This is a genomic window from Legionella lansingensis (assembly GCF_900187355.1).
GTDB lineage: Bacteria > Pseudomonadota > Gammaproteobacteria > Legionellales > Legionellaceae > Tatlockia > Tatlockia lansingensis.
Genome location: NZ_LT906451.1, coordinates 2,427,930 through 2,439,574, shown reverse-complemented (window position 1 = coordinate 2,439,574; position 11,645 = coordinate 2,427,930). Strand labels below are relative to the sequence as shown.

Here is an 11,645-nt window from a genome sequence, read left to right as displayed (position 1 = left end):
GATGACGTAAATAAGTCCATAAATTGCTTCGTTGCCTCAATATGGCTGTTGCCGAGCGAGAGGAACAGAAATGGGGCAAGTGAATATGGATTTGTATCTAAAAATACAGCGTATCCGCTATCAACGAGGCAATAGAGCGTTAAAAAAACGCATTCTGGAGGAATTTTGCGAGACGCATCATTATCATCGCAAAGCAGCAGCTCGTTTATTAAGACAGTTACCCATTTCTGATAAAAGTCCGAAGAAAGTTGGAAAAAAGAAGACCTATGACCCATCCATATTGCTGGAGCCTTTAAAAAAGATATGGCTTGGCACGGATCAGATGTGTGGTAAACGATTAAAGAGAGCTCTTCCCTTATGGTTACCTCATTATCAAAATCATTATGAGCCTTTAGCGGCGGAGATATCCTCTCAACTGCTAACCATGAGCGCTGCTACAATTGATCGCTTACTCAAGCCTGTTAAAACTCGCTATGGAAAAGGCTTAAGTGGAACAAAGCCTGGAAGTATTCTCAGGAATCAAATTCCAGTCAATACGAATCAGTGGAATACTAACGAAGTGGGTTTTATGGAGGCCGACAGCGTTGCGCATTGTGGAGCATCACTAGCCGGTGATTTTGTTTGGTCTATTACGCTGACGGATATTTTCAGTGGCTGGACAGAAATGCGGGCCACTTGGAATAAAGGAGCTCATGGTGTCTTGGGGGGTATTCAAGACATAGAAAAAAATTTACCTTTTGAAATCAAAGGGTTTGATTGTGATAACGGCTCAGAGTTTCTCAATTGGCATCTCATTCATTATTTTACTGAGCGGGACCCACAAAAAGCGGTTCAATTTACTCACTCTCGTCCTTATAAAAAAGACGATAATGCACATGTTGAACAAAAGAACTGGACTCATGTGCGTCAACTGTTTGGTTATCATCGTTTTGGTAATCCAAAGCTCGTTGAGCTTATGAATGACTTATATTCTAACGAAGTCTCCTTGTTATTTAATTTTTTCTATCCTTGCATTAAGCTCATTGACAAAGTACGAATTCAATCCCGTGTAATCAAAAAATATGATCAACCCCAAACGCCCTATCAGCGACTGATGACGTCGAATGGTCTTACTCTCGCTCAGAAAACAAAATTACAAGAGACCTTTAATACACTCGACCCGTTTGACTTGCAAAAAAAGATTCAAAAAAAGCTAAAATTAATATTTAGATTAGTGAATATTCAACATGTAAAACAAAGAAAGGCTCTTTAATGAAAGTCTTATTCAATATTGTAAAAAGACAGGAACATAAAGCCTGTGGATATGATGGACGAGTCCTTCGGACCAGCCTGTGCCCTATGGGACGTGTGGACAAAACCATGAATAACAAAAAGACGTTATTCACAGTTATTGCCCACACTCACAGGCTTCTCGCCCACACACCCACCAGGCTCAATAGCAATTATTTTTTAATCGCAACAAAACCTCTCAAAAGCAACACCTATTCTGAGGCAACGACTCAGTATATTTTTTGTCCTTCGGCAACAGGTTCTATTGAGGCAACAGGTGCGCCTTTGTATTGGACAATTTTTAAAAGGCAGTCTACATGAGAGAATTTCAATCATTTAGAATGATTAATGAATGATTTGCATACTTGACGATTATTGAGCTCACGAGTATCGAGAGACCTACTTGAAAGAGGCTGCTTTGAGGTCTTTATCTCTCTAGTTGTTTCTTAAGTTTTGCTTTGGTGTTGTCATCAGCAAAACTCGATTCAATAGCCATTACCGTAAAATTCTTCATTTGTTCATCCGTGTATTGATAACTCTGCTGTACACGCTCGTATTCTTTGGCAAGGTCGGTACGAAAAAAGGGAGGATCATCAGAACCTAAGCTAATGGTAATGCCAGCGTTCACAAACTGCGGGAGAGGATGAGCTAGCATATCTTTAAAAAGTCCTAGGGTAATATTGCTGGAGGGACATATTTCCAAGGCAATGTTCTTATCCTTTAGTTTTGCCAGGGTTTCGGGACAATGAATAGCCTGAACACCATGCCCAATCCGTTTGACTGGCAAGTGTTGTATGGCTTCAAGCACGCCGCTAGCAGGGGCAAACTCTCCTGCGTGTACTGTACAATGAAGACCGCCAGCAGCAGCGATTTCATAGGCTTTCTTGAATAATTTTGGTGGGAAATTAATCTCATCTCCTCCCAAGCCAAAACCAACAATACAGGATTCTTTCTCTTTAGTAGCTTGTTTTGCTACCTTGGTAACGGCTTCTATGCCAAAGTGACGTACTCCAGTAATAATAATTCGTCCAATAATGTTAAATTTCTCCTCAGCATCATCTATGGCCTGCTGGATTGCTTTTAAATGTTCACAGGAATGAATTCCGCTTGCTTGTTCAGCATGATCGGGTGAATACATCATTTCTATGTAAATGGTATCGTTTTCAGCATTCATTTTCAGATATTCGAAGGTAATGTCATAGTAATCTTCAGGCATTCTGATGACCTCGGCTACCTTATCGAAAGTCTTTAAGAAATCCAGGAAATCTTGATACTGATAGCTATGCTCATCATCCGAAAAAAGCGCAGGTGGCAAAGTCATTTTATTGCGTTTGGCCAGTTTTTTTGCTAGCCAGGGAGGAATAGTTCCTTCGAGATGACTGTGTAGTTCTGCCTTTTTTATTGTCATAATAATTTCCACCTGGCTGCTATAATGATCTTGATGGTAACTAAGTGCAAAAACCGATAAAATGCTTCGTTTATACTATTATACCTCAAGCAGGATGATTCAATGAGCAAACAAACAAGAAAACCAGATATTGATAAGGCTTATGTAAGTCCTTACGATAAATTTTTATCTAAGTTTGATGCTACACATAAAAAATCAGCATCACAATTAAAAGAAATTAAAAAGCATCAACGTATTTTTTACCTCCGTGACAACCCCAACCCTAAAGACGAGGAAGGCGAAATCTGGGAAGGTTTCTAGAGGGGGCCGGTTGAAAAGTGTAGGTTTAAGTTATTCCTTACGTCGACACGCCGACTTCCCGCGGCTTGACCGCGGGCTCCAGGATCTATTAGCATCACTGGGTTCCGCGGTCAAGCCGCGGAACGTCGAGCCTACACTTTAAACAGCTCCTCCATCTCCATGATGTTTCCTTACCCAATAAGAATATGCAAGGCTTTATAAGAAAGAATAGTGAGCAATGATGCGGCAGGTAGGGTTAAAATCCAGGATGTGAAGATATTACGGATAACAATTAAATTTAATGCACCAATACCTCGAGCCAAACCTACGCCAAGTACAGCACCCACCAAGGTCTGTGTCGCGGAAACCGGTATTCCTGTGCTTGTGGCCACTACGACCGTGGTTGCAGCAGCAAGAGTCGCTGCAAAAGCGCGGCTTGGTGTTAACGCAGTGATTGAACTTCCCACTGTTTCTATTACTTTTCTACCATACATGAGAAAACCAATAACAACACCAGCAGAGCCAAGAAAAATAATCCATGCAGGATAATTGGCCGCTGCCATGGGCTGATCTCCATTCATGAGCAAACTGTATATGATGGTTAAAGGGCCGACTGCCAGAGCTACATCATTGGAACCATGGGCAAAAACCATGGCACAGGCTGTCAATCCCATGAGAACAGCAAAATACTTCTCTACTTGCAGAAAACGTTCACGTCGTCGGATACGTGGTACTTCAGGAATACGTTTGATAAAAATCATACCGATAATGGTAAGGCTAATACTCGTAGCTAGAGTTACTGCTAAATCCTGCTTTAAATTCAGGTGGATATCGAAATGATTCAGACCTTTAAAAACAGTAATAAAAGACAAGACTGATCCCACTAAAAAGAGGTAAATGGGGACATACCATTTGGCTTTTTCTAATGGATCACTTTTAATAAAGATGGTTTGCTGGATACTTATAAATAAAGCATAACCTGTGAATCCAGCAATCAATGGGGAAGTAAACCAGCCAATGGCAATATGATAAACTTGCTGCCAATGAATCGCATTGGTGCCTAAAACCACCGAACCAAAGCCTACCATGGAACCTACCAAAGCGTTGGTAATAGAAACAGGTACACCCAAATAACTTGCAAGATTCATCCACACCGTGCAAGCAATTAAAACACCAAGCATGCCTTCAATAAGGATTAGCGGTTGATTCGATAATTGACTGCTAGTAATAATACCATCACGCATGGTTTCAGTTACGCCACTCCCACCAAGAAAGGCACCGGCAAATTCAAAAATAATAGCGATAATCATGGCTTGGCGGACCGTAATGGCTTTTGATCCCATCGTTGTGCTCATGACATTGGCAAGATCATTAGCTCCCACACCCCAAGTCATGAAGAAACAAAAAGCAATCGCAAGGAAAAATAATAAAAAAGGATAAGTCATAGGAATTTACTACCGAGCAATAAGAATTTGTAGCCGACCACCTACTGTTTGAGCATGGTCTGCTAATTCACCAATCCATTGAACAAGTTTATAGAGAAAAACCACCTCGATGGCAGGTAAATCCTTTTCCAACTCAAAAATACGATGTCTGATGTCAGCGAGTTTATCGTCACTGTCATGCTCAATCTCATCCAGGGTCACAATCATTTCTTCAACGATTTTGACTTCGTTTCCACGGAAGCCGCTTTCAAGCAATTCGTCCAGTTCATTAATCGCTTTACAAGCTTGTCTGGAGGCATCCAGGCAACGATCTAAGAATGGCATAAAGACAGAAACCAGGGCTTCAGGGATAACCATTCTTCGGCTCACAATTAATCCTGCGATATCTTGCGCTTTATTGGCAATACGATCTTGTGCGCTTAGCAGCTCAAGTAAATCCGTGCGTGATACTGGCAAGAATAAACCTGTCGGTAAATGTAGCCGCAAATCTCGTTTAATTAGATCCGCTTCTTTTTCAATGCTGGAAATTTTTTCTTGAATGCCTTCAGCAGTCGACCAATCTTGTGTGAGCACGGCTTCAAAAAAAGGATGTAGTTGCTTAGCGCAATGATGCGCTTTACGCATATGCTGTTCTATCGGCCGGATAGGCGATGGCCCGAACATGTTAAATATACGACTACCCATACCCTATTTTCTTGAAAAAAAATTTTGCAGGAATTATAAACCAAACCTAGCCTGGAACAAATATAAATTGTTAAAAACAGAAACAAAACGCCTCTGTCGTTCTGAGCGTAGTGAAGAATCTCCTGAATCTTGGGAAATCTTCATTGCATCCGGCATGACAGCACATTTATAAGACTTGACAATATTTCTGCGTGGAAAAACAATAGCCACTCCAAAGTTCACTATCTGTAAGACGCAGATCTTTCTCAGAGGCTAATATGCAAATAGTCAGCATCAAAGGGCGAGAAATTCTTGATTCCCGAGGTAATCCAACGGTCGAAGCCGATGTCATTCTAAACAATGGTGAGATGGGGCGAGCTAGTGTGCCCTCTGGCGCATCGACAGGAAGTCGAGAAGCTTGTGAACTACGTGACGCAGATAATAGACGCTATGCTGGGAAGGGGGTGCGGCAAGCTGTTACACATATTAATGAGGACATTAATCAGGTTTTGAAAGGATTCTCCGTGAGTGATCAAGAGCGCTTGGATAAACGACTCATCGAGCTGGATGGCAGTGCTAATAAATCTCATCTTGGTGCCAATGCTCTCTTGGCCGTTTCTCTGGCTAGTGCCAGAGCTTACGCCAATAGCGTTAAAAAACCTTTATATGCCGCTCTTAACGAAGGTCAGTCGATGTGTTTGCCAGTGCCAATGATGAATGTCCTCAATGGTGGTGCTCATGCTGATAATAATCTTGACATTCAAGAATTCATGCTTATGCCAGTAGGTGCGTCCGATTTTCCTACAGCCTTACAGATGGGCACTGAAATTTTTCATGTTCTGAAAGCTGTTCTTAAGAAACAAGGTCTGAACACCGCTGTAGGTGATGAAGGAGGTTTTGCTCCGGATCTTAAATCGAATCGACAAGCTTTAGACATTCTTGTCACAGCTGTAAAACAAGCAGGTTATCAATTAGAACAGGATATTGTCTTTGCACTTGACGTTGCAGCATCAGAATTATTTAGCGATGGCTTTTATCATTTATCTTCTGAAAATAAAAAACTAACGAGCGAACAAATCATTGCCTACTATGCTGATTTAAAAGCAAATTACCCCATCGTAAGCATTGAAGATGGCTTGGATGAAAATGACTGGGATGGATGGAAACAATTAACAATGCGCTTGGGAAATCGAGTCCAACTTGTTGGAGATGATTTGTTCGTAACCAATAGTAGCATTCTGCAAGAAGGAATCACGCAAAAAATGGCCAATGCCATCTTAATCAAGTTGAACCAAATAGGAACTTTAACAGAAACCAGGCAAACCATTCATTTAGCGCATGCCAATGGCTATCGTTGTATTATGTCTCATCGCTCAGGTGAAACTGAAGATACCTTCATTGCTGATTTGGCGGTGGCCACAGGGTGCGGTCAAATTAAGACAGGTTCTCTCTGTCGTACAGACCGTGTAGCTAAATACAATCAGTTGTTACGAATTAATGAAATGGTCGCCATGCCTTATGCTGGTAAAACGGCTTTGCAATTAAGTTAAGGCTAAGATTGGATCTTCGAGACTGTGTCATTCCCGCGCAGGCAGGAATCCATTCTGGAGTGGCACAAGGGTTTGAATCAAGGGATCACCCCTACGCGAGGATGACAACTCAGTAAACACTCTCGGCCCTTCTAGCCAAGGGCTTTTTATTGAAAATACCTGGAATTGATCGAAAGATTTTGAGTTTCGGCAATTCGCCAAATAACGAGCAATTAATATTCTCTTAATTTTATTCTTTTACTATATATAGCATTTTTAGCTTTAGACGTTTGCTATGTTTAGATTACGGTTTACTACGTTTAATCTGTTTGAGGAAATTAAAAAAACACGTTCTGCTCCGACTACATTTATACCTAGTCTTGTTGATCTTAAGAAAAATATATTCCTTAGAGACAAGTGTGGAAATACGCCCTTACATCTTGCTGCAATAACGAACCATTTCGTTGCGGTACAGCGATTTCTAGAATTAAATAGACCTCATCTTTCTACTACCGAGCCACAATTTGGAAATACTCCTTTATTATGGGGAATAGCTAATAGCTCCATTGAGTCCGTAATGCTTTTACTAAATCCTCAAATTGTTACTGATAAAAACGAGATGACTCAACAGATTAATCAGGCTTCTCACAATGGAAATACACCACTAATATTGTCAATTGCTAAAGGTTGGGAACATAAAGACAGTGATAGAAAAAGCGAGCGCTTCCAATCGGAAGTTGCTATGCAATTATTGAAATTAGGAGCAAATGTTCATGCTAAAGATCGTTTTGGTCGAACAGCGTTACATTATGCTTGCCTTCATCGAAATAAAGAAGCAATCGAAGCTCTTGTTGAGAGAGGCGCTGATTTACATGTTAAAGATCTGGAGGATGTAACTCCTCTTGATATGAAAGAGTATTCTGGTTATAAAGCTGATGAAATTTTAAGGTCAGCTGTAGGAATCTACACTCGCAATCATAATCTATGGGCAATCTCATCCAAGACCACCGATGCATCAGGCACCGCTTTTTTCAACTCTAACAGCAAGATTTCATTCAATCAAATAAGTCTATGTCCATCACCTCTAGTCATGATTAAAGACCCTCTAGGGGTAGAGGAGCAGTGTGAAGTAAAATCGCCCTTTACATCGATTTTTTGCATTTGACATTACACTCTCAGAAGATGATGTCCAAGACTTTCTACCCCTGACTGCCGGAAGGATTCGCAAACAGTAATCACAGGTATATAATGTAAGAAAAATTATTTTTTATTTCTTATGCGAATGATCATTGCCATTTTGCTCTTAGCACTTATTGGCCTGCAATATAAATTGTGGTTAGGTGATGGCAGTGTTTTGCAATGGAGAAATCTTGAGAGAAAACTGGATGCGCAGGCACATGAAAACGAAAAATTGCTTGCGCGTAATCGTGCAATGGAGGCAGATATCCTGGAATTAAAAAGTGGTGATCAAGCGCTGGAAGAACAAGCTCGCCATGAATTGGGCATGGTAAAAGAAGGAGAAATTTACTACCAGTTCGTCGATTAAGCAGCTAGTGAATTTTATTGATAATCAATAACTATTCCCTAGGAATTGCTATTCTAAATCTTGGTTTGCTAGAATGGTTTGGTTGTAGGCCGTACCTAATAACTAAAAAAGGGATGCTAACCATGAAATCAAAAATTTTATTTTTGTCGTTGTGTACGATGGCTTGCTCTTCAGTTTTTGCGGTAACCCCGAGTCATACAACCAATTCCGGTACGGCTGCCCAAGCCTCTGCCGCCCAAAATCAACAGGATGGTGAGGTCATTGGGTTTCTTATCGTTCTCAACCAAAATGAAATGGCTGCTGCTAAAGATGCCTTAAACAAGAAAGTCAATCCAAAAGTTAAATCCTATGCAAGAATGCTTTATAACGATCACAGCAAAAATTTGAAGGATACAATGAAAATCAGTAAAAAAATAGGGCAATCTCCGGCACAAACAAACAAGGTTGCTTCTTTAAAACGAAAGGGAGAGAAAGCGCAAGCCTCTTTAAGTTCTTTACAGGATACTGATTTTGAAGTTGCCTACATTGATGCTATGGTAAGGGGTCATGAAGAAGCGCTAATTATCATTGACGAAAATCTTATCAATAACGTCAATAATCCTGATTTGAAAAAGCACTTAAAAACCACTCGCTCTCATGTGCAGCAGCATTTGAATGCAGCCAAACAGATTCAACAAAATCTCAAATCTCAAGCAAGTTCTTAAAAGCATCAAGGAGGCTCTGTCTAAGCAGAGCCTCTGTCAAATTTGATCATTTTTGTCATAAAGCAGCATCGTGGAGAATACTCTGAATCTCGAGGAGCTCCAAAATGCACTATAATAAAATCGTTGAATACTTAAGGTATTTATGCGATGAAAATTAATCCGGAATCAGTAAAAGCTCTCTGTGGTGAAAACAGCGAAGTGGTGGTATATGGTTTTAAAATTTTTAAGTATCTTGAGTTATGCGAGGCAATTAACGATTTACCAAAAATGAAAGCTTTGCATTCCGATGATTATGTCTTTAAGAATGAAGTCTTTGATAAAAGACAACCTTATAGTATGTACAGTCATTTTAAATATATCATCAATGATCTAGTGCTTGAGAATTATAAAAAGCAACAAAGGGGCGAACCAATCACTCCATTAATTTTTGTCGTGGGGTTAGATAAAGAAGAATATAAGACATCTAGAATCGCGGAAAGAGAAGACCCTTATGATAAGGGGGTGACTCTAACTGAACTTCGCAGATGCTATAAGATTGCTCATGAATTTGGTGATCAATTAAGTGATGTAGCGGAAAAAACTTTCAAATTTGTTAAATTAACCCCATCAACAAATGGTTATGAATTAACAGTTGTTGAACCCTTCTGGAAAGAAAAAGAATGGCAGCAACAATGGAGTACTCGCAAGCAAAGTACTCAAAAGCAGCCTCATAGTGAAAATAAATATAATTATTGGCGAGAAACTTATAGAAATCTTATTAGTAAATCAACTGTTGAAGAACAGAAAAAAGTTGGAGAAGAGAAAAAGACAGAAGGAACATCAAAAATTGATACTCCTTGATAGATTTACGGACTTGGAAAAAATGCTCATAAGCGTTGCCACAAACATCACAAGTTGTTATAGCTGATATCTTTTTATCATCAATGACATGAACTATATATCATGATGACATAAGCATGGAGAATAGTGCGTTAAACCGCTATAAAATCAATAGACAGTGCTGGCGGAGGGGTTTCTTTCCATAGGCTCAAAACATAACCGCCTCCTCCTGAGCCAGTGGGTTTAACGGCTAAGGCACCGGCGTCCTGCAGTTTTTGCATATGAGACTGTAAATTGTCACTAATTAGCCCCCATTCTCTAAAACAGGCTGCAGCTTGCTTTATCGCTTCAGCCAAGCGTTTTAAAGAAGAATCATTGTTTTCCAAAGCTGAACGCGCCTTTCTCACGCTATCATTCATGTTTTCATCAATGAGTATTGCTTTGGTAGCATCTGTTTTCCATAAATCTTGTACCTGGTTGATGCAATGAGAGGTGATGCCAATTTGTCCACAGGAAGAGAGAAACCATTGGGGACGCCAAAATTGTTTGATTGGACTCATCTTGCCTTCTTGGAAATAGATACCGGAACTTGCAGCTACCCCCGCTATATCTAACCCACTACTTTTCCCATGAAATAAATTTTCTAAATCTTTTGCAAAAGCGTAGATGGAATCCGGTGGGATCATTTTTTGTGCCGAAAACCAGCGAGCCATGGCAGCACAGAGTGCAGCAGAAGCTCCCATACCAACGCCGATAGGAATGTCATTGTATAGATGAAAATGACCATGCAAATCGGTGAGTGATTTTCCCAGCAGCTGTTGTCCTTGTTCTAATACACTCCAAAATAATAAATGGATGTCTGCACTTGCTTGGCCTTCATAACTAGCACTTAACTTTGAATTACTTCCCTGATAACTTAAGGTAAGCGTTTTTCCAGGAATAGGAAAAACCAACGCCCCGTGACCTCTAAGAACAGCATGTTCACCAGCAAGTATCCATTTACCATAGGTGGTTGTTTGAAAATCATAAGAAGACATCGTAATTCCCAATCAGATAATCCTGCCTAAATTGTCGTGCCATTTCAGCTTGATCAGGTCTATAGAGCAAATGAATATTTGGACCCGCATCCATTGTAATAAGTGGGCCGTCACCTTCACGCTGCCACAAGTCCTGTAAACTGCGTAAGGCTTGCTCGCTTGCTTCAGTCATATAAGTGAAAGGCTGCGCACAACTGGTAAATAGTTGGTGCATGTCTTGAAATTCGCGCCAACAAATTTGATAGGCGCTTGCCCAATCTTGAGCACGTAGGGCTGTCAATAAAACTTTGAGGTTTTCTGTCGCACGTTGACCTCTTGTCGAGTATAGATTGCTCGTTTTAATTCGTTGGTGAGCTTCGCTAGAGGAAATTTTTTTTTCGTCATGACTTATAATGATAACTTGATGTTCTAACCTAGGATAGGGGATTTCAATAGGGCCAACTTTATCATCTTGCCAAATAGCCCATGGAGAAAAAAAGGAACGGCAGGAAGAGCCTGAACCCAAGCGGCTCAGCTGCGCTTGCTCTTCAATTGAAGGAGCTGGCTTTTGGGTTAGTTCGCTTAGAGCTAATATTGCACATTTCGTTAAGGCAGCAAAACTTGAAGCAGAGCTTGCTAAACCACTGCTATGAGGAAAATTATTCGAGGAGCGGACAACAAATGCACCCGTATATTGAAAATACTCTTTAAAGCGAGCTAAATGCTTTAAGAAGCGCGTTTGTGCTGTAGCTGATAAATTAAAATTAGCGCCACCAGGGATGTCTAATGCTTCCCAAAAATCTTTTTTCCCGGTATAAGTTTCAAGCATCACACTGCTTAAGAGATGATTTAATGTATAGGACAAAGAGGGATTAATGGGTAGATTATTCTCATCGTCTTTTTTGCCCATGTATTTGATTAGAGCAATATTAGATGGTGCTTGCGAGAACCATTGCATATAATTATC

General features: G+C 40.4%; 14 protein-coding genes. 9 read left to right on the top strand and 5 right to left on the bottom strand.

Annotated elements, in window-relative coordinates:
* Nucleotides 1-70 precede the first annotated feature (70 nt).
* On the top strand, nt 71-1,252 hold the full coding sequence (locus CKV79_RS11165) for an integrase (RefSeq protein WP_095141803.1): 1,182 nt from the start codon (nt 71-73) through the stop codon (nt 1,250-1,252).
* Entirely contained in the window at nt 1,252-1,590 is a 339-nt protein-coding gene (locus tag CKV79_RS11160) for a hypothetical protein (RefSeq protein WP_095141801.1), read from the top strand. The genes CKV79_RS11165 and CKV79_RS11160 overlap by 1 nt, the downstream gene beginning before the upstream one ends.
* A gap of 106 nt (nt 1,591-1,696) precedes the next feature.
* On the opposite strand, the gene CKV79_RS11155 is transcribed toward CKV79_RS11160, so the two are convergent.
* Nucleotides 1,697-2,677, bottom strand: a complete 981-nt coding sequence (locus CKV79_RS11155) for an adenosine deaminase (RefSeq protein ID WP_028373446.1) — start codon at nt 2,675-2,677, stop codon at nt 1,697-1,699.
* A 102-nt stretch (nt 2,678-2,779) separates the two neighbouring features.
* On the opposite strand from CKV79_RS11155, the gene CKV79_RS11150 reads away from it, so the two are divergent.
* Nucleotides 2,780-2,977, top strand: coding sequence for a CBU_0585 family protein (locus tag CKV79_RS11150; RefSeq protein ID WP_028373447.1), 198 nt, complete (start codon nt 2,780-2,782; stop codon nt 2,975-2,977).
* 170 nt (nt 2,978-3,147) lie between these two features.
* Here the strand turns inward: CKV79_RS11150 and CKV79_RS11145 are convergent, their stop codons facing one another.
* Entirely contained in the window at nt 3,148-4,401 is a 1,254-nt protein-coding gene (locus CKV79_RS11145) for an inorganic phosphate transporter (RefSeq protein WP_028373448.1), read from the bottom strand.
* A gap of 9 nt (nt 4,402-4,410) precedes the next feature.
* Entirely contained in the window at nt 4,411-5,064 is a 654-nt protein-coding gene (locus CKV79_RS11140; protein ID WP_028373449.1) for a TIGR00153 family protein, read from the bottom strand.
* Between CKV79_RS11140 and CKV79_RS13890 the strand changes: the two genes are divergently transcribed.
* The 6 genes from CKV79_RS13890 to CKV79_RS11115 all read left to right on the top strand — a co-directional run bounded on the left by CKV79_RS13890 (nt 5,063) and on the right by CKV79_RS11115 (nt 9,683).
* Nucleotides 5,063-5,257, top strand: a complete 195-nt coding sequence (locus CKV79_RS13890; RefSeq protein ID WP_028373450.1) for a hypothetical protein — start codon at nt 5,063-5,065, stop codon at nt 5,255-5,257. The genes CKV79_RS11140 and CKV79_RS13890 overlap by 2 nt on opposite strands.
* Before the next feature lie 85 nt (nt 5,258-5,342).
* Nucleotides 5,343-6,614 (top strand): phosphopyruvate hydratase, encoded by a 1,272-nt coding sequence (eno, locus tag CKV79_RS11135; protein WP_028373451.1) that lies wholly within the window; start codon nt 5,343-5,345, stop codon nt 6,612-6,614.
* Nucleotides 6,615-6,888: 274 nt separating this feature from the next.
* Nucleotides 6,889-7,758, top strand: a complete 870-nt coding sequence (locus CKV79_RS11130; protein WP_028373452.1) for an ankyrin repeat domain-containing protein — start codon at nt 6,889-6,891, stop codon at nt 7,756-7,758.
* 111 nt (nt 7,759-7,869) lie between these two features.
* Nucleotides 7,870-8,139: a cell division protein FtsB gene (gene ftsB / locus CKV79_RS11125; protein WP_028373453.1), complete on the top strand. Its 270-nt coding sequence runs from the start codon at nt 7,870-7,872 to the stop codon at nt 8,137-8,139.
* A gap of 122 nt (nt 8,140-8,261) precedes the next feature.
* On the top strand, nt 8,262-8,843 hold the full coding sequence (locus tag CKV79_RS11120) for a DUF4142 domain-containing protein (RefSeq protein ID WP_028373454.1): 582 nt from the start codon (nt 8,262-8,264) through the stop codon (nt 8,841-8,843).
* A 147-nt stretch (nt 8,844-8,990) separates the two neighbouring features.
* Nucleotides 8,991-9,683 (top strand): hypothetical protein, encoded by a 693-nt coding sequence (locus tag CKV79_RS11115; protein ID WP_051546167.1) that lies wholly within the window; start codon nt 8,991-8,993, stop codon nt 9,681-9,683.
* Nucleotides 9,684-9,814: 131 nt separating this feature from the next.
* Here CKV79_RS11115 and CKV79_RS11110 read toward each other — a convergent pair whose 3' ends face one another.
* Nucleotides 9,815-10,699 (bottom strand): mevalonate kinase family protein, encoded by an 885-nt coding sequence (locus tag CKV79_RS11110; RefSeq protein ID WP_028373455.1) that lies wholly within the window; start codon nt 10,697-10,699, stop codon nt 9,815-9,817.
* Entirely contained in the window at nt 10,686-11,636 is a 951-nt protein-coding gene (locus tag CKV79_RS11105; RefSeq protein WP_028373456.1) for a diphosphomevalonate/mevalonate 3,5-bisphosphate decarboxylase family protein, read from the bottom strand. Before CKV79_RS11105 ends, CKV79_RS11110 begins: the two co-directional genes overlap by 14 nt.
* Between the last annotated feature and the right edge of the window lie 9 nt (nt 11,637-11,645).

What these genes read in the sequence shown, in the direction of transcription:
- CKV79_RS11165 (WP_095141803.1), top strand. Translation starts at nt 71, where the DNA reads ATGGGGCAAGTGAATATGGATTTGTATCTAAAAATACAGCGTATCCGC.
- CKV79_RS11160 (WP_095141801.1), top strand. Translation starts at nt 1,252, where the DNA reads ATGAAAGTCTTATTCAATATTGTAAAAAGACAGGAACATAAAGCCTGT.
- CKV79_RS11155 (WP_028373446.1), bottom strand. Translation starts at nt 2,677, where the DNA reads ATGACAATAAAAAAGGCAGAACTACACAGTCATCTCGAAGGAACTATT.
- CKV79_RS11150 (WP_028373447.1), top strand. Translation starts at nt 2,780, where the DNA reads ATGAGCAAACAAACAAGAAAACCAGATATTGATAAGGCTTATGTAAGT.
- CKV79_RS11145 (WP_028373448.1), bottom strand. Translation starts at nt 4,401, where the DNA reads ATGACTTATCCTTTTTTATTATTTTTCCTTGCGATTGCTTTTTGTTTC.
- CKV79_RS13890 (WP_028373450.1), top strand. Translation starts at nt 5,063, where the DNA reads ATGTTAAATATACGACTACCCATACCCTATTTTCTTGAAAAAAAATTT.
- CKV79_RS11140 (WP_028373449.1), bottom strand. Translation starts at nt 5,064, where the DNA reads ATGTTCGGGCCATCGCCTATCCGGCCGATAGAACAGCATATGCGTAAA.
- eno (WP_028373451.1), top strand. Translation starts at nt 5,343, where the DNA reads ATGCAAATAGTCAGCATCAAAGGGCGAGAAATTCTTGATTCCCGAGGT.
- CKV79_RS11130 (WP_028373452.1), top strand. Translation starts at nt 6,889, where the DNA reads ATGTTTAGATTACGGTTTACTACGTTTAATCTGTTTGAGGAAATTAAA.
- ftsB (WP_028373453.1), top strand. Translation starts at nt 7,870, where the DNA reads ATGCGAATGATCATTGCCATTTTGCTCTTAGCACTTATTGGCCTGCAA.
- CKV79_RS11120 (WP_028373454.1), top strand. Translation starts at nt 8,262, where the DNA reads ATGAAATCAAAAATTTTATTTTTGTCGTTGTGTACGATGGCTTGCTCT.
- CKV79_RS11115 (WP_051546167.1), top strand. Translation starts at nt 8,991, where the DNA reads ATGAAAATTAATCCGGAATCAGTAAAAGCTCTCTGTGGTGAAAACAGC.
- CKV79_RS11110 (WP_028373455.1), bottom strand. Translation starts at nt 10,699, where the DNA reads ATGTCTTCTTATGATTTTCAAACAACCACCTATGGTAAATGGATACTT.
- CKV79_RS11105 (WP_028373456.1), bottom strand. Translation starts at nt 11,636, where the DNA reads ATGCAATGGTTCTCGCAAGCACCATCTAATATTGCTCTAATCAAATAC.